Source organism: Sphingopyxis sp. C-1 (assembly GCF_001047015.1).
GTDB lineage: Bacteria > Pseudomonadota > Alphaproteobacteria > Sphingomonadales > Sphingomonadaceae > Sphingopyxis.
The window spans coordinates 2,905,002-2,922,070 of sequence record NZ_BBRO01000001.1 but is presented as its reverse complement, the minus strand read 5'-3'; the positions used below and the strand labels follow the sequence as shown (position 1 = coordinate 2,922,070).

The window sequence follows — 17,069 nt, the reverse complement described above, 5'->3', positions numbered from 1 at the left end:
TCGGGATATTTTGTCGATTCCCGGCGTTATGTCGGAATGACGACTGAAATATTCTGGCGAAATGCCACTTCCGTTCTTGCCGGCGCGCTGTTGCTGGCCGGGTGTTCCGATGACAAGCCGACGAAGGCGGACAAGGTGGCCGCGGCGTCGGTGACCGGCGCGCCGCCACAGGGGGCGGCCGACGAAGCGGTGAAGGGCGCGCCCGCGTCGAACGTTGCCGAAAAGACCGACCTGATCGATTTCGGTTATGCCTATCCCAGGGAAGCCGCTCAAATCCCCGAACTCGCAAAGGCGCTGGATGGCGACCGGTCGGTAAAGCGCCAGGCGTTGGTTGCAGCGGCGGAGCGCGACAGGGCGGCGGCAGAGAAGGGCGGATTCCCCTATCGCGCGCACAGCCATCGCCAGATTTGGCAGCGCGTGACCAGCACGCCGCGCTTCCTCAGCCTTTCGGCAGAGATCGAGACCTATGCCGGGGGCGCCCACGGTATGCAGGGCTTCGATACGCTGATCTGGGACCGCAACCGGCGCAAGCAGATGAAGCCGCTCGACCTGTTCCAGAGCGGCGAAGCGTTCGACGCGGCGATCCGCGAGCCGTTCTGTGCGGCGATCAAGCGCGCGAAGGCCGCGAAAGGGATAGTGGCCGACGAGGCGCCCGACAGCGTCTTCGCCAAATGCCCGCCCGCGTCGGCGCAGACGGTGTGGCTCGGCTCGTCGGATGGGCGTTACCTCGACCGCATGACGATCGCCATCGCGCCTTATGAAATCGGCCCCTATGCCGAGGGCAGCTACAAGATCAACGTCCCGGTCACCGGCGCTCTGGTCAAAGTCGTGAAGGAGGAGTTCGCGCGCGATTTTCTTCCAGTCAACTGAGGATGAGCGCGCGGCAAATTTCAGCATCTTCTAAGGTTGGCGACGATACAGGTTTAGGGGTCAATTAAAATGTCACCGTCATTCGTGTAATTCGTAATTGCTGCGCGATACTAAATTGGAATTTTCCTTAGCTCTTCAACTCTACTGCGGATGTTGTCTGGTATCACCACGTCCGGCATATAGGCATAAGCGCGCAGCATCACTTCCTCTGGACTTAACCCGCTTTCCCCCTCACGCCATTCAAAGGTGCGGAGCCATTCAAGCGCGGTCGTCGCCAAGCCGGTGCCAATCCATCGTTCCATATTGCGCCGCATATGCCCTCGCGCTCGCACACGGGCAGGGGACTTGCGATCATGCAATTGCGCCGGATCATCGGCCAGCATCAGGCCGATATTGATGGATGCGCCTTTGCGGTTCTCATCACTTGGCGTCGTTGTTTCCAGCAATTCAGGAATCGAATCCCACGCCGAAAGGGACAGCAAGGATATCGCATCCCAAATACCGTGAAGAATGGGAACATCGTCCATCGGTTTGGACAATATGTCCCTTACCTTGGCCTGATCCACTTTGCCTGTCCTGAACCACGCGTCATGCATCAGCACGAAATTGGCGCCGAGCCATGCTTCGGGGCGGATCTCGAAATGTCGAGAGAACACCTTGCCAACATCCTTGTAATATTGTCGACGAAGCTGCTTTTCGGTCAATGGCTTATCATAAGGAAGCCATTGTTCGCGTTCCAGACTCGTTTTTGCCCAACCTACAACAATTGAATTTGCATCATGGTGAATATTTAAATCTGCTCCGACTACATAGGATTCGGAAATCTTATTATATGCAGATCGCGCAAAATTCCACGCCATTTTTTCCATTTCGTCTACATATACTGGGCCTTGTTCTATTATTCTTAGCAATCCGGATAAGTCGCTATTCAAAAATGACTGCCTCGCTGATGCGTCAAGAAACTGCTTTGGGCCTTTGCCATATGCCATAATTATGGAATCACCTTAGCGTTCTAGGAGGTTTTGGCGGTTTCGGGGGATCTGGCACCAATTTCCCGCGTTCAATCTTCATCGGATCGACCATCTTGAATTACGGTGACAGTTTACCTAATCCCCAAATCGCCGTTCGGATTTGGTCAATAATTTTTTACATGACGAGGGATGCTGAGAAGAATGAAACGAGAAAATCGGCTAAAATTGATGGCGATTCAGGTTTAGGGATTAAGTGAAACGCTACCATAATTACGTAATTTGGCCTAGCTTAAGCTGGCTCGATATGCGGCGAGGCGCGTTCGCAACGATTCGGCCTCGGTGCGTAGTTTGGAAGCGCGGTCAAGATTTCCGATATGTTCAGCCTTCAACGCGTCCTGTTCTTTGCGGGGTATCGCCTTCTCGATTTTGTATTCCCTTATATCCATCGGGACATATGCTTGTTCGAGTTCTTCGTCATTTAAATCGCTGACACCGCGCATAATAACGCCGCTCCAAAAGTCTTCATCAGGAACATAAGCATATTGGAAACTGATTTTCCCCGCCTCCGTCAATGTGACGGTCACGTGGTCCCAAGGCTCGCGCTCAAAGATATCGAGCGATTTCATTTTCAAGAGATCGTTGGCGATCATTTCGTCCATATCGCCTGGCGCTTTACCCCAGTCGAAATGTCCAGGGCTGCCGTCGCGATTGCGCCAATGCGCACCTCGTTGAGAATGCATTTCATAGAGAGCGGCTTCGAAATAAATCTCATCCGCGCCTTCGGGCATTATCGACCAAAGTTTTTGGCCAATGGATTGTGTTAATTCCTCAAATTTTTCTTGGTCACTCATAATCATTGTCCTGTGGGTGCATTTCTTATCGGCTGAGGTAGAGATGACTTTCCATTAATTGTTTCGTGGACAACAAATCTAGTAGGTCTCTTTCCTGCATCATATTGTATTTCAACCCTAGAATTACGGTGACAGTTTACTTAACCCCCAAATCGCCGTTCGGATTTGGTCAAAAATTTTTTACATGACGCGGGATGCTGAGAAGAACGAAACGAGCAAATCGGCTAAAGTGGATGGCGATACAGATTTAGGGGTTAAGTAAACTGTCACCGTAATTCCGAGGGCAGCTACAAGATCAACGTCCCGGTCACCGGCGCTCTGGTCAAGGTCGTGAAGGAGGAGTTCGCCCGCGATTTTCTTCCAGTCAACTGAGGATGAGCGCGCGGCAAAAACGCGCTAGGGGCCTCGGACGGTGTTGGCCCATAAAACTGGATTGTCGCCGCTGAATCCGCCATCCTCTCCCGGGCAGTAGGGGAGAGGGTGGATGCGTCGATTTTATCGGATCGTTTCGGCTGCGGCGTTGCTGGCCGCACTCGGCGGATGCAGTTTTCAGACGGCACTGGACAAGATGGTTTCGCCCGAGCGGCAGAAGGAGCTTGTCGCGATCGGCGAACGCTTCTGCACTGATCCCGTCAGCATGAAGAGCCAGTTGCACCCCGAAATCGCAACCTCGGTCGAAGCTGCGGTGCCGGCGCTGCCGCGCGAATGCCCCGAAGGCAAAGCCACCTGGCAACTCGCTACCTATAATTGGAAGACCAACGTCACCCCCGGCCTGAAGGAGCAGCAGGAAGAGGCGGTGATTGTCGCAACGGGCAAGGGGAAATGGACGACCGTATCGCTGCGCTTCTATGCGCAGAATGATGCGCCGATGCAGATCACCGAGTGGAATGTGCTGGGCAGCGCGACCAAACCGCCCGCGCTCCAATTCATCGAGCAATATGAGGCCGGGGTACGGGCGCTGCGGATCGGAGGTCCGATCGTGCTGCTCGCGATTGGCGGGCTTGTCTTCTGGCTGGTGCGGCGGCGGCGCGCAAAACGCGCCGCCTGACGGCTATTCCGCGGCTTCGAGTTCGGCGGGCGCGGTCGCGGCCGCCGCACGCGCATTGCTGAACGTCAGCACGCCGTCGGCAATCGCGCCGGTGCGCATGTCGATGCGGTCCTGCACATAATTCTGGCTGAGCCGCCAGGGCAGCGCGACCGTGCTCTTCGGCATGATGTGCAGCGAGCGCTGGATATAGCCCGACGAGAAGTCGAAGACATTTTCTTCCTCAAGGCTCGACGGGTCGGCGAGGGCGGGCGTCGCGACGGTGGTGCGCGTGTCGCGCATATGGTTGAGCACGCGGCAGACATATTCCGACACGATGTCGGCGCGCAGTGTCCAGCTTGCGTTGAGATAGCCGAACACGGCCGAGAAGTTCGGCACGTTCGAGAACATGCACGCCTTGTAATAGAAATGATCGTGCCAATCGACCGGGGCGCCATCGACCCGCACGGGTATCTTGCCGGCGACGGCGAGCTTCAGCCCAGTGGCGGTCACGATGATGTCGGCATCGAGATGTTTGCCGGATTTGAGCTGGATACCGGTCGCATCGAATTTCTCGATATGATCGGTCACGACCGATGCCCGGTCTGCCTTCATCGCTTCGAAGAAATCGGCATCGGGAACGAGGCAGAGGCGCTGGTCCCAAGGGTTGTAGGGCGGGGTGAAAGCTTTGGCGTCATATCGGTCGCCAAGGCTTGCCTGCAGTTTCTTGGTCAGGAATTCCTTGACCTTCTCGGGCTTCTCGCGCGCGCGACGGAACGCGATATCTTGAAGGCGGACGTTCTTGAACCGCGTGATCTTGTACGCGAGCCCCTCGGGCAGGAATTTGCGGAGGAAGTTCGCGAAGCCGTCCTTCGCCGGCCGGATAAAATACCAGGTCGGAGTGCGCTGAAGCATCGTGACGTGGGCGGCTTCCTTCATCGAAGGGACGATCGTCACCGCGGTTGCGCCCGATCCGATCACGACGACCTTTTTGTCCTTATAGTCGAGATCTTTCGGCCAGAACTGCGGATGGATGATCTGACCCTTGAAATCCTCGCGGCCCGCGAATTGCGCATCGAAGGGCTCGTCATAGTCGTAATAGCCCGACCCGAGATAAAGCCAGCGCGCGGTTGTGGTCGACGTCGCGCCCTTGCTGTCCTCCATCGTCACCGTCCAGCGCGCGGCGGCGCTGTCCCAGTCGGCACCGACGACCTTGCTGTCGAAACGAATGCGCTCGCGAATATGGCGTTCGTCGACGATGCGGTTGAGATATTCGAGGATCGACGGGCCGTCGGCGATCGACTTTTCGTGCTTCCATGGTTCGAAGACGAAACCGAGCGTGTGCATGTCGCTGTCAGATCGGATACCGGGATAGCGGAAGAGGTCCCAGGTACCGCCAAGCTGTTCGCGACGCTCGACGAGGGCAAAGCTGCGGTCGGGCGAGTTCATCTGCAAATGCACCGCCATGCCGATGCCCGAAATTCCCGCGCCGACGATCAGCACATCCTGATCGACCGGTGCAGCCTTCGCGTCTGCGGGGCGTTCCGTCGTCGCCGTGCCTGCCATAGTTTCGTCTCCCGATTGTCTTTGGCGCCAGCTTACGCACCGCGTTGCATTTTGCAATCGAATTGACAGCGATGAAAGTATGGGTGCGGAGGGCCGCGTCCCTTGTCGCTGTCACATTATTGTCATAGGGGCGAAACCCAATTGTCACCATTCAGCCATGATGTCGCATCAACTATAGGAAAGGATTGATCTTCATGCGCCAGATCGCGGTTCTTCCCTATCGATTCGGCGGTCCTGCGCAGGATGGTCCGACCGAAATCCTGCTGATCACCTCGCGCGAGACGAAGCGTTGGGTGGTGCCGAAGGGCAATCCGCTGACGGGCATCACGCGTCACGCCGCCGCCGCGATCGAAGCGGAGGAGGAGGCGGGGGTGATCGGTGCTGTCTGCCCGACGCCGATCGGCAGCTATGAATATCGCAAGCGCCGGGCCAATGGCGCGTCGATCATGTATAATGTCGAAGTCTTCCCGCTCGCCGTGACGAACGAACTCGACGACTGGAAAGAAATGGACGAACGCGACCGCAAATGGTTTTCGTTCCGCGACGCCGCGTCGGCCGTGGAAGAGCCCGATTTGCAGGCGCTGATCCGATCGTTCGGCGATGGCGGTTTTCGTGCCGTCGCCCAACCGCGGAGCGTCGCCCACAATGTAGCAGACAAGACAGGGGTTAGCTGGATGTTCGCATGGTTTCAGCGTTTGCTGCCGCGACAGGGAAATTTCTTTGAATTGTTCGAAAGCCACGCTGCGACGCTCGTCGCCGGTGCCAATGCCCTGTCGCGCATGCTTCAGGGTGGCGAGGGCATGGCCGACCATGTTCAGGAAATCATCGAGCGTGAGCATGACGCCGACGCGATCACCCGTGAAGTGCTCCAGACCGTCCGCCGCACCTTCCTGACGCCTTTCGACCGCAGCGCGATCACCGACCTGATCGCCTCGATGGACGATGCGATCGACGAGATGCAGAAGACCGCAGGCGCCGTCGACCTGTACGACGTCACCGAATTCGAGCCCGAGATGCGCGACATTGGGGGCATTATTGTCGATGCGGCGCGTTTGACGGCGGAGGCGCTGCCGCTGCTCCGCAATATCGGCGCCAACGGTCCGCGCCTCCACGAACTGACCGAACGGTTGGTGCGCATGGAAGGCCATGCCGACGAAATCCATGCCGCCGGCCTCAAGCGCCTGTTCCGTGAGCATGGCGAGGCGAACCCGACGCGCTTCCTGATCGCACGCGAACTCTTCCGCCATCTGGAACGCGTCACCGACAGTTTCGAGGATGTTGCGAACGAAATCGACGGTCTCGTCATCGACCACGCATAAGCGGGGGCGTCTACCATGCACGAACTCGCTTTTCCGCTCCTCGTCGGCCTCGTCATCCTGGCGCTGGCGTTCGATTTCCTCAACGGTCTGCACGATGCCGCCAACAGCATCGCGACCGTCGTCGCCACGCGGCTGCTGCGGCCGGTGCAGGCGGTGCTCTTCGCTGCCTTCTTCAACTTTGCCGCTTATTTCCTCTCGGTCATCTTTCCCGAACTGCACAAGGTTGCCGAGACGATCGGCAAGGGGATCATCGACAAGGATCTGGTGACCCCCGCGGTCGTGTTCGGTGCGCTGGTCGGTGCGATGTTCTGGAACGTCGTCACTTGGCTCAAGGGCATTCCGTCGTCGTCGAGCCATGCGCTTGTTGGCGGTATCGTTGGCGCAGGCGTGGCACATGCGGGGTTCGAGGGGATCGAGTGGACCGGGCTCAACAAGACGGTCATCGCAATCTTCCTGTCGCCGCTGTTGGGCATGATGCTAGCGATGCTGGTGATGCTGATCAGCAGTTGGGCGCTGCGCCGCGCGACCGCGAGCTTCGCGGAAAAGACCTTCCGCCATCTCCACCTCCTGTCGTCGGCCGCCTATTCGATCAGCCACGGCCTGAACGACGCGCAAAAGACGATGGGGATCATTACCGTCCTTCTCTATTCGACCGGCTATCTCGGCGGGGAATTCCATGTCCCGCACTGGGTCGCGTTCAGCTGCTACATCGCGATCGCGCTCGGCACATTGTCGGGTGGGTGGAAGATTATCGAGACCATGGGCGGCCGCATCACCAAGCTGTCGCACCATCAGGGTTTCGCCGCGTCGACGGGCGGATCGATCATGGTGTTCACCGCCAGCCTGCTAGGCATTCCGGTGTCGACGACGCACACGATCACCGGCAGCATCATCGGCGCCGGCGTAGCGCGTCGCGCCAGCGCAGTGCGCTGGGGTGTCGCGGGCAATGTCGTCGCGGCATGGTTCATTACCATTCCGGCGAGCGCTCTCGTCGCCGCGGCTTTCTATGGGATTACCCGGCTTTTCTGAACCGGGCAGGGTTGCGTTTGAATTGGAACGTAATAAGAACATTCCTCTACGATGATGGGGAGTGCGTGCAATGGCCGGCGATTTCGATTTCCAGATTGGCAGCTGGCAGGTGCGGCACCGCCGCCTGAAAGAGCGGCTTGCGAACTGCACCGAATGGGAAGAGTTCGACGGCACCTCGGACATGCGTCCGATCCTCGGCGGCAATGGCAATGTCGAGGACAATCTCCTCCACATCCCCGGCGGAACCTATCGCGCGATCGCGCTGCGATCCTATGATCCGGCGCAAGATAGTTGGGCGATCTGGTGGCTCGATGCGCGCAGCCCGCATGCGCTCGACGTGCCCGTCATCGGCCGGTTCGAGGATGGCGTCGGCCATTTCTATGCCGACGACACGCTCGATGGCCAGCCGATCCGACTGCGCTTCATCTGGAGCCGTACAGACACTTCCACGCCGCGCTGGGAGCAGGCAATGTCCGCGGACGGCGGCGAAAGCTGGGAAGTGAACTGGACTATGGATTTCACGCGCGCATAGCCTCAGCGCGGACGATAATCGACGCTTGCGCCGCCGACCATCCGCACCGGCAGGTAGAGTCCATTGCCATAGGCCTTTATCTCGCCCGTCTCGAAGCTGTCGACGCGGGTACGGATGACGAAGGCGCCCTCGCGCCGCTGATCGACGGCGCGTTTGATCTTTCCCTGTAGCTCGCCAAGATCGCGGGTGAAATTCTGCGTCAGCGCCTCGGCGATCAAGGGCGCGAAACCCTCGCTGCGGCCGAGGAGAATCAGGAGGTCGCCGCCGACACCATCGGTGTCGCCGTTGATGACGAGATCGGTGAAATGCACCTCGGCCGAGCCCGGCTTGTTCGCCGGGATCGCAGTCATCCAGATGCGGCCGCGCGTCGGTTCGCCCGAGCGGATCTCCAGCTTTGCTTCGACGTCGACGCCGACCGCGATCCGACCGCCTTCGGCGCCATAGATCGTCGATTTGCCGAACTTCACCATCATCGGGCCGACCTTTGGCAATTCGAAAGGCCGCAGTGATCGTTTGGCGAGCGCACGGTCGACGACGGGCTGAAGCTGTGCGTAATCCGCGATGACGGGCACGCGCACGTCGAGATGCGGTTTCGGAATCTCACGAACCAGCCGGGGTAGCGGCGTGGGGGTGGGGTCGGCCGGTCGGTTCGACACGAAGGTCTCGGTTACCGCTTCCAGCCCGAGATTCAGATTGATCCGCTGCCCATCCACCCGGTAGCCGCCATAAAGGATACGCTGCGGTGTCACGCGCATCCACACCGGCGGATTTTCGCGGTTGAGTTCAAGCGACTTGAAGCTCTGTCGCCATACGTCGGCGGCCTGTTTACGGATATCGATCTTTGCGATCTCGCGGTTTACCTCGCGCTCGACGTCCGCGACGACGGGCTTCAGCTTCGCGTCGGCCTGATCGGTGAAGGTGATGCGGCGGCCCAGAAAATCGATCCCGGGGGCCTTGGTCCAGCCATAGGTAATGCGCGCCTTGCCCCGGGTGCGCCAGTCGGGAGTAAGCTCGATACGGATGCGGGCGTGCGCCATCGCGGCACCGGTTGCCGTCTCGCCCTTGAGCACGCCGCCGACGTCGCGTGCCGCGATCGTGGCCCGAAGCGGAACGTCGACGACGATCTCGCTCCCTTCGCCGCGCAGTCGCAGCGGGCCGCGCGTCACTTGGCCGACGATCGTGCAGGCGATCGGCGGCGTGACCTTGACCTTCTTGCCAAAGACTTTGACCCGTTGGGGCTGGATGCAAGCGCGCTCGCGCTGGTCGATCGTCCACAGCGTCCTCGGGACCGCGCGTTCGAGCGCCTGCTTGAGCGATGCCGTGTTGGCGTTGATCGGCACCGCGATCAGCGACTTTTGCGTCGGAGAGGGCGCCTTGTCGGTGGCGCGCGGTGGCGCCGTGACCTCGGTCTGACGGTCGCAGGCGGATAAGGCGGCGGCCAGCAGCAATGTCGCGGTCGTCAGTCGAACAAGACGCATATGGTGCCCCTGATGCGGTATCTGCCCCTTATAACAGCGGAGATGTTAAGCCGTTCCTTGCGCTGGCGCGGGTAAGGGAAATGGCGAAAATCTCCGCAACTTCACTCGGAAACGGCGTTTCATAGGCAAGCCGTCACCCATCTTCGTCACCCGAGACTCGATCCAGGCGCGCGCTGGCCGTGCTTGAAAAGCGGGATCCCGGATCAAGTCCGGGATGACGAAGAAAAGAAATGGAGGCAACTTTTGAAACCGCAGAAAACTGCGAAACTTCACTCGCAATTCGCTGTTCGGAGGGGCGGGCAGGCGTCATCGTGCAAGGCTATGCGGCCCGCACAATGTAGGACAGCGATTTTCGCAAACGCTGGTTAGACGACGACCCCGAACAGGTCATGCTCATCGGCGTCTTCGATCGCGACGTCGACGATATCGCCGGCCTTGAGGCTCGCCGCGACGTCGCGAAGATAGACATGGCCGTCGATTTCGGGCGCATCGGCCTGTGAGCGGCCTGTGGCGCCGATGCTGCCCTCTTCGTCGGCTTCACCGACTTCGTCGATGATGACGGGCAGGGTACGGCCGATCTTGGCTTCGAGCTTGGCGGCGCTGATCGCGGCGGTCTTTGCCATGATGCGCTGGTAACGCTCTTCCTTGACCTCTTCGGGCACCTGATCGTCGAGCGCATTCGCTTGCGCTCCCGCGACGGGTTCGAAGCGGAAGGCGCCGACGCGGTCGAGCTGCGCTTCGTCGAGCCAGTCGAGAAGATATTGGAAATCGGCCTCGGTCTCGCCCGGGAAGCCGACGACGAAGCTCGATCGGATCGAGATGTCGGGGGCGATCTGGCGCCAGCTTTTCAGCCGTTCGAGCACCTTCGCTTCGTTCGCGGGGCGCTTCATGCGCTTGAGGACGCTCGGGCTCGCATGCTGGAAAGGGATGTCCAGATAGGGAGTCAGCAGCCCTTCGGCCATCAGCGGGATTACTGCGTCGACGTGCGGATAGGGGTAGACGTAATGGAGGCGGACCCATGGGGCATGGCCTTCGCTGGTCTTGAGCTGTCCCAGTTCGCGCGCGAGGTCGGTCATATGCGCGCGGACTTCGCGGCCGTGCCACTGGCGCGGGTCGTGACGAATGTCGACGCCATAGGCCGATGTGTCCTGGCTGATGACCAGCAGTTCCTTGGTCCCCGCGGCGACAAGCTTTTCGGCCTCGCGCAGCACCGCGTCGATGCGGCGGCTGACGAGTTTGCCGCGCAGATCGGGGATGATGCAGAAGGAGCAGCTATGGTTGCAGCCTTCGGAAATCTTGAGATAGCTGTAGTGGCGCGGCGTGAGCTTCAGCCCGCCCTCTGGGACGAGGTCGATGAAGGGGCCTTGCGTCGGCGGCGCGGCGTCGTGGACAGCGTCGACGACCTGCTCATATTGATGCGCGCCGGTAACCGCGAGCACATTGGGGAAGCGCGCGCGAATAACCTCGGCCTCGTTCCCCATACAGCCGGTAACGATGACGCGGCCATTCTCCGCCATTGCTTCACCGATCGCCTCGAGGCTCTCTTCCTTCGCCGAGTCGAGGAAGCCGCAGGTGTTGACGAGCACGACGTCGGCGCCCGCATAGTCGGGCGACAGGCCGTAGCCGTCGGCGCGCAGCTTGGTCAGAATCCGCTCGCTGTCGACCAATGCCTTGGGGCAGCCGAGCGAAACCATGCCGACCTTCGGCTGGGTGGGGAGGGTTTTGACTGTCATGATTGGCGGGGCGCATAGGGGATTTTTTGGCGTTTGTCACCATGGCTGTGCTTGGCACGGCCCACATCCTTCTTCATCGCCCCTGATTTGATGCAGGATCGCGAGGCATCGCCTTCTCCCTCTTGTCGCCCTATAGCGCGACGCATCGGCATGGCATTGCAAGGGTGGTGGAGCATGATTGGCGTATTTGCGGCGATTTCGGCAGCGATTGCGGTGGCGGCGGGCGCATTCGGCGCGCATGGCGCATCGGGACCACAGGAAGCCGAATGGCTGCGCACCGGCGGGCTGTACCAGTTGATCCACGCGGTCGCGGCGATCGCGATCATGGGCATCGCGCGCGGGCCGGCAATCATGTTGCTCGTCGGGGCGGCGCTGTTCGCCGTCACCCTCTATGTCATGGCGCTTGGCGGGCCGCGTTGGCTGGGCGCGGTGACGCCGATCGGTGGGACCTTGCTGATTGCCGGCTGGCTTTGGGCCGGCTGGCTTTACTGGCGGAATTAATCGGCTTCGCACGTCTCGCAGTTGACGACCTCGACGATCATGTCGCCCGCCTGCAGCATGTTCGTTTCCTCTTCCCAAAAGCCATAGGGCTTGCCGCCGCGATAGATGCGCAGGCCGCGCCCGCCGCTCGCGAGCCGGTCTAGGCTGCCGCCGATTTCCTCGCCGCTGACTGGACGCTCGCGCAGTTGCACCTTGCCCCCGATTGCGGCGAGATCGGCCATATAGTCGGCGACATGCTCGCCCTGCGCCGATCCCGCGAGGAGCAGCCCGGTGAAGCTGACGGGATTGATGACGTTCGTCGCCCCCGCCTGCCGCGCGAGCAGTTCATTGTCCTGCGCGCGGATGACGACGCTGATCGGGACATGCGGGGCAAGATGGCGGACGGTCAGCACGATGAGGATCGAACTGTCGTCGCGTCCCGCCGAGACGAGGACGGTGTGCGCCTCGGCGATCTGGACGTCGATTAGCGTGTCGTCGTTCGAAGCGTCGCCCTGCAGCACGTTGCAACCGACGGCCTCGGCCGCCTGGATACGCGGGCCCGACTGGTCGATGACGACGATGCAGGCGGGATCGGTGCCGCGCGCGATGAGTTCGCGAACCGCCTCCGCTCCGCTGGTGCCGTAACCGAGCACGACATAATGGTCGGTGAGCTTTGCCTGGATGCGAGCCATGCGCCATTTTTCCCATGTGCGTTTGAGGACGAAATTATAGGCGGTGCCGACGAAAATGAAGAGCACCATGATGCGGATCGGGGTGACGATCACCGCCTCGATCAGCCGCGAACGGTCGGACACCGGTGCGATGTCGCCAAAGCCCGTCGTCGTGACCGAAATCATCGTGAAATAGACGACGTCGAGGAAGCTGATCTGCCCGTCGTGGCTGTCCTTCAGCCCGGCGCGGTCGATCCAGTGGACGAGCACGACGATCGCGATCAAGAAGAAAGCCACGCCGAGCCGCGTGATGACGTCGGCCCAGATCGGCCAATTACTCGCGCGCTTCAGCGGGCGAAATATATGCGGCATTTTCAGCTTGTCGGACGGCCGACGGCTCATCGGGGCGGCAACTGCTTCATCGGATCGACTGGTATGCGATTTTTGCGGAGCTGGAAATGGAGTTGCGACGTCCGGACCTGACCCGTCGCCCCTGCGCGCCCGATGACGTCGCCCATGCGGACGCTCTGGCCGCGTTTCACGTCGATCCGCCCCGCATGGCCATAAGCGCTGACCCAGCCGCTGCCATGGTTGATCAGGATGAGCCCGCCATAGACGCCGATCTGGTCGCCGGCATAAGCGACGACGCCGCCCGCGGTCGCGCGGATCGGGGTTCCGACCGCGGCGGCGATGTTGATTCCGTCGCTGCCTCCGCCGGATGCGGTGGGGCCGAAGCGCGTCAATATCGGTCCGTTGAGCGGCCATTCGAAGCGGCCGGCGAAATAGGCGGGTTCGGCGATCGCGGTGGTGACCGGCTGGCGCGGCGCGGCGCTGCCTGCGGTCGGTCGGGCCGCTTCGGCGAGTGCGGGCTGGCTGCCGGTCAGGATGTCGTCGATGTCGAGGCGGAAAGCGGCGGCGCGGGCACCGACATCGACCGTATCGCGCGGAAGGGCACGCGCGTCGGAGGGGAGGCGGAGTCGCTGACCGATGCGCAGGATATAGGGTTCGGAAAGCGCGTTGATTGTGATGATCTCGCCCCAATCGACGCCATAGGCCGCGGCGATGCCGATGCCTGTCTCGCCCGCGCCGACGCGGTGATAGAGGCCGGCGGGAACGCGGAGTTCCTGACCGAAGCGGAGCGTGTAGGGCGGCGCGAGGTCGTTCTCGATCGCAAGCGCCTCCGACCCCACGCCCGTTTTCTCACCGACCGCGCGGAGCGTGTCGCCGGGGCGGACCGAATAGACGCCGGCGTTCACGCGCACGGCATCGGTCGTGACGGATTTCAGCGTCCAGGTCGGGCGTTCATAGACGCCCGAGGCTTCGCCGAGCGGGCGGCGTTCGACGTCCGGTGTTGCGGGCGGCTGAGCGGGCCATGATGGCGGTGTCGGTGCCGCCGGAATACATCCGGCGAGCGATGCGGCGCAGAGCATCACGGCGATATGATATCGGAATTCCCCCATAGCCTGCCTTTGCCAAAGCGAGAGCGCGGTGGCTAGACTTCTGTATCACTGTGGGACGGAATTTCCGGTCTGTTGGGCCGGAGCCGTCAGCCGCCGTAGGCGCCGCGCAATGCCGCCAGCGACGCGTCATGCGTCAGGTCGAGCTGGAGCGGGGTGACCGAGATATAATTGTCGTCGATCGCCTCCAGGTCGCTGTCGTGGCCGAGGCTGTGCTCAATCCCATGGAGGCCGAACCAATAATAAAGATAGCCGCGCGGGTCGGTGCCCTCGACGATCGAGCCGCGGCCATAGTCGTGGAAGCCCTGGCGGGTGACGCGGATGCCCTGCACCTCTTCGGCCGGGATCGCGGGGAAGTTGATATTGATCAGCGTGCGTGGCGCCATCTGCATATCGAGCAACGGGCGAAGGACCTTGGAGCCCCATGCCGCGGCGGCTTCGAAGGGCACGCTGTCGCCCATGCCTTCCTTGGCATAAACCTGGCTGAGCGCGATCGAGGGGATGCCCGCGAGCGCGCCTTCGATCGCCGCCGAGACCGTCCCCGAGTAAGTGATGTCGTCGCCAAGGTTGGCGCCGCGGTTGACCCCGGACAGGATCAGGTCGGGCTTTTCGGGCATCAGCTTGCCGATCGCCATCATCACCGAATCGGTCGGGGTACCGCTGCACGACCAGCGGCGCTCTTCGTGCTGGCGGATGCGGACGGGGCGCGAAAGGGTGAGCGAGTGGCCGGCGCCCGACTGTTCCTCGGCGGGGGCGCAGACCCAGATATCGTCGCTAAGCTCGCGTGCGATCGCTTCCAGAACCGCCATGCCGGGGGCGTGATAGCCGTCGTCGTTGGTGAGGAGGATGCGCACGTTTCTGGTCTTTCTCTTTTCGTCACCCCGGACTTGATCCGGGGTCCCGCTCTGCGACGTTGAGAAGCGGGACCCCGGATTTAGTCCTGGGTGACGATGGTTTAGGTGGCCGGCGTCAGGCGGGTGATTCCGCCCATATAAGGTAGCAATGCCGCCGGAACAGTGACGCTGCCGTCGGCCTGCTGGTAATTTTCCAACACCGCGACCAGCGTGCGGCCCACGGCGAGGCCCGAACCGTTCAGCGTGTGGACGAACTCGTTGTTCTTCGCGCCCTCTCGGCGGAAGCGCGCGTTCATGCGGCGCGCCTGAAAATCGCCGCAGGTCGAACAGCTCGAAATCTCGCGATAGGCGTTCTGGCCGGGCAGCCAGACTTCGAGATCATAGGTCTTGCGTGCCGAAAAGCCCATGTCGCCGCTGCACAGCAGCATCTTGCGATAGGGCAGGTCGAGCGCTTCGAGAATCACCTCTGCCGCGCGCGTCTTGCGTTCAAGCTCGGCGTCCGAATCCTCGGGCCGGACGATCGAGACAAGCTCGACCTTCCAGAACTGGTGCTGGCGAATATAGCCGCGCGTGTCGCGCCCGGCCGACCCTGCCTCGGAACGGAAGCAGGGGGTCAGCGCGGTCATGCGGATCGGCAGATCGGCCTCGGGCAGGATTTCCTCGCGCACCGCATTGGTCAGGCTCATCTCCGACGTCGAGATAAGCCAGCGTCCATCGGTGGTCTGGAACAGATCCTCGCGAAACTTGGGAAGCTGCGTCGTGCCATAGGCGGCTTCGTCGCGGACCATCAGCGGGGTCGCGCATTCGGTGTAGCCGGCCTCGATCGTCTGCTTGTCGATCATGAACTGGCCAAGCGCGCGTTCGAGCCGCGCCATCTGCCCTTTCAGAAAGGCGAAGCGCGCGCCCGACATCTTGCCTGCGGTTTCGAAGTCGAGACCGAGCGCGGGCGCGAAATCGGCATGTTCCTGCGGGGTGAAGTCGAAGCTGCGCGGCGTGCCCCAGCGGGCGATCTCGACATTGCCGTCTTCATCCTCGCCATCGGGGACGCCGTCGGCAGGGAGGTTCGGGAGCGCGGCGAGGATGTCCTGCAGCGCGGCAAGCTGCTCGCGCTCGGCGTCTTCCTTGGCGGGGAGTGCGGTCTTGAGGTCGGCGACTTCGGCCTTCAGCGCCTCGGCCTTGTCCTTGTCGCCCTGTGCCATCGCCTGGCCGATCAGCTTCGACGCTTCGTTGCGGCGCGCGAGCGAGCCCTGAATTTCGGTCTGCAACGCGCGCAGCGACGCATCGGCCGCCACGATCTGAGCGGACAGGGGTTCGAGGCCGCGGCGCGCGAGGCCGGCGTCGAACGCTTCGGGATTTTCCCGGATCAGGCGGATATCGTGCATGCGCCGCGCTATGGCGTTGCCGCCCGCGCGGCGCAAGCCCGTCTTAGCGTTCCACTAACTTGGCGAGCTGGCCGATCGCGGTGCCCCAGCCTTCGTAGAAACCCATCTCGTCATGCTTGGCGCTGTCCTCGGGCGTCTTGTGGAGGACGCGCGCCGAATAGAGGGTGCCGCCGTCCTTCGCTTCGAAGGTCAGGATCGCGGTCAGCGCGAGCCATGGCTCGGTCGGTTGCCAGCCTTCGGTCAGGACGGTGGTGAAGACGAGGCGCTCGTTCGGGACCGCTTCGAGGAAGCAGCCATCGACATGCGGCTGGAAATCGGTGCCGGCAGCCTCGCGCATCCGCGTCACGAACCCGCCGCCGGGCCGGAGGTCGAGTTTGACGACCTGGCATTCGATCGGCGCGGGGATCCACCATTTCGCGAGATTTTCCGGCACGCTCCACGCGTCCCAGACCGCCGACGGCGGCGCGGCGATCAGGCGGGAGATGGTGAGGGTCGTGTCGTGGGTCATCATGCTTGCTCCGGGGGTGTTTGCGATTCGACGAAGGCGGCAAGGCGATCGGTGCGGCCCTGCCAGATGGCGCGTTGGCGCGAGAGCCAATCCTCCGCCGCCGCGAGCCGTTCGGCATCGACGCGGCAGGTGCGGACGCGGCCGTGCTTTTCGGTGTGGATCAGCCCCGACGTTTCGAGCACCGTCAGATGTTTGAGGAAGGCGGGGAGGCCCATTTCGAACGGTTCGGATAGCTGCTTCACCGGCGCGGCGCCTTTGAGAAGGCGGCTGACGACCGCGCGGCGCGTCGGGTCGGCGAGCGCATGGAACAGCGAATCGAGCGAGGCTTGTTGGTTCACCATATG

Annotated in this window: 17 protein-coding genes; 6 read left to right on the top strand and 11 right to left on the bottom strand. The window is 61.7% G+C overall.

Translation table 11 applies throughout. From position 1 onward, the window contains the following. Positions 1-36 precede the first annotated feature (36 nt). Positions 37-870, top strand: coding sequence for a DUF4163 domain-containing protein (locus SC1_RS13705; RefSeq protein WP_062184190.1), 834 nt, complete (start codon positions 37-39; stop codon positions 868-870). A gap of 110 nt (positions 871-980) precedes the next feature. On the opposite strand, the gene SC1_RS13700 is transcribed toward SC1_RS13705, so the two are convergent. Both SC1_RS13700 and SC1_RS13695 read right to left on the bottom strand, forming a co-directional pair. Further along, positions 981-1,739 carry a hypothetical protein gene (locus tag SC1_RS13700; protein ID WP_152682401.1) on the bottom strand — a complete coding sequence of 253 codons (759 nt, stop codon included), beginning with the start codon at positions 1,737-1,739 and terminating at the stop codon, positions 981-983. A 386-nt stretch (positions 1,740-2,125) separates the two neighbouring features. Then, entirely contained in the window at positions 2,126-2,692 is a 567-nt protein-coding gene (locus SC1_RS13695; protein WP_152682400.1) for a hypothetical protein, read from the bottom strand. A 484-nt stretch (positions 2,693-3,176) separates the two neighbouring features. Here SC1_RS13695 and SC1_RS13690 point away from each other — a divergent pair, with 484 nt between their 5' ends. Next, positions 3,177-3,740 (top strand): hypothetical protein, encoded by a 564-nt coding sequence (locus tag SC1_RS13690; protein WP_062182654.1) that lies wholly within the window; start codon positions 3,177-3,179, stop codon positions 3,738-3,740. Between the two features lie 3 nt (positions 3,741-3,743). On the opposite strand, the gene SC1_RS13685 is transcribed toward SC1_RS13690, so the two are convergent. Continuing rightward, positions 3,744-5,282 carry an NAD(P)/FAD-dependent oxidoreductase gene (locus SC1_RS13685; protein WP_062182651.1) on the bottom strand — a complete coding sequence of 513 codons (1,539 nt, stop codon included), beginning with the start codon at positions 5,280-5,282 and terminating at the stop codon, positions 3,744-3,746. Between the two features lie 194 nt (positions 5,283-5,476). On the opposite strand from SC1_RS13685, the gene SC1_RS13680 reads away from it, so the two are divergent. The 3 genes from SC1_RS13680 (at position 5,477) to SC1_RS13670 (ending at position 8,162) form a co-directional block, all read left to right on the top strand. Next, positions 5,477-6,601, top strand: coding sequence for a DUF47 family protein (locus SC1_RS13680; protein ID WP_193749174.1), 1,125 nt, complete (start codon positions 5,477-5,479; stop codon positions 6,599-6,601). A gap of 15 nt (positions 6,602-6,616) precedes the next feature. After that, positions 6,617-7,630 carry an inorganic phosphate transporter gene (locus SC1_RS13675; protein ID WP_062182648.1) on the top strand — a complete coding sequence of 338 codons (1,014 nt, stop codon included), beginning with the start codon at positions 6,617-6,619 and terminating at the stop codon, positions 7,628-7,630. Positions 7,631-7,700: 70 nt separating this feature from the next. Beyond that, positions 7,701-8,162 carry a hypothetical protein gene (locus SC1_RS13670; protein WP_062182645.1) on the top strand — a complete coding sequence of 154 codons (462 nt, stop codon included), beginning with the start codon at positions 7,701-7,703 and terminating at the stop codon, positions 8,160-8,162. A gap of 2 nt (positions 8,163-8,164) precedes the next feature. Here SC1_RS13670 and SC1_RS13665 read toward each other — a convergent pair whose 3' ends face one another. After that, on the bottom strand, positions 8,165-9,640 hold the full coding sequence (locus SC1_RS13665; RefSeq protein WP_062182642.1) for a DUF4403 family protein: 1,476 nt from the start codon (positions 9,638-9,640) through the stop codon (positions 8,165-8,167). A gap of 365 nt (positions 9,641-10,005) precedes the next feature. Further along, complete coding sequence (gene rimO / locus SC1_RS13660) at positions 10,006-11,373, bottom strand: 30S ribosomal protein S12 methylthiotransferase RimO (protein WP_062182639.1); 1,368 nt, start codon at positions 11,371-11,373, stop codon at positions 10,006-10,008. 174 nt (positions 11,374-11,547) lie between these two features. On the opposite strand from rimO, the gene SC1_RS13655 reads away from it, so the two are divergent. After that, a complete protein-coding gene (locus SC1_RS13655) occupies positions 11,548-11,874 on the top strand; it encodes a DUF423 domain-containing protein (protein WP_062182636.1) in 327 nt (108 codons plus the stop codon). On the opposite strand, the gene SC1_RS13650 is transcribed toward SC1_RS13655, so the two are convergent. From SC1_RS13650 to SC1_RS13625, 6 genes are all read right to left on the bottom strand, one after another. Further along, positions 11,871-12,926, bottom strand: coding sequence for a TrkA family potassium uptake protein (locus SC1_RS13650; protein ID WP_062182633.1), 1,056 nt, complete (start codon positions 12,924-12,926; stop codon positions 11,871-11,873). The two genes, SC1_RS13655 and SC1_RS13650, sit on opposite strands and share 4 nt — an antisense overlap. After that, positions 12,923-13,984, bottom strand: a complete 1,062-nt coding sequence (locus tag SC1_RS13645; RefSeq protein WP_083435847.1) for a M23 family metallopeptidase — start codon at positions 13,982-13,984, stop codon at positions 12,923-12,925. Before SC1_RS13645 ends, SC1_RS13650 begins: the two co-directional genes overlap by 4 nt. Before the next feature lie 86 nt (positions 13,985-14,070). Beyond that, a complete protein-coding gene (gene surE / locus SC1_RS13640) occupies positions 14,071-14,835 on the bottom strand; it encodes a 5'/3'-nucleotidase SurE (RefSeq protein ID WP_062182630.1) in 765 nt (254 codons plus the stop codon). 101 nt (positions 14,836-14,936) lie between these two features. Further along, the gene (gene serS, locus SC1_RS13635) at positions 14,937-16,217 is read right to left on the bottom strand and encodes a serine--tRNA ligase (protein ID WP_062184180.1); all 1,281 of its coding nucleotides are present in this window, start codon (positions 16,215-16,217) and stop codon (positions 14,937-14,939) included. A 43-nt stretch (positions 16,218-16,260) separates the two neighbouring features. Beyond that, entirely contained in the window at positions 16,261-16,725 is a 465-nt protein-coding gene (locus tag SC1_RS13630) for an SRPBCC family protein (protein WP_062184177.1), read from the bottom strand. Further along, a complete protein-coding gene (locus SC1_RS13625) occupies positions 16,725-17,066 on the bottom strand; it encodes a helix-turn-helix transcriptional regulator (RefSeq protein ID WP_062182627.1) in 342 nt (113 codons plus the stop codon). Before SC1_RS13625 ends, SC1_RS13630 begins: the two co-directional genes overlap by 1 nt. Between the last annotated feature and the right edge of the window lie 3 nt (positions 17,067-17,069).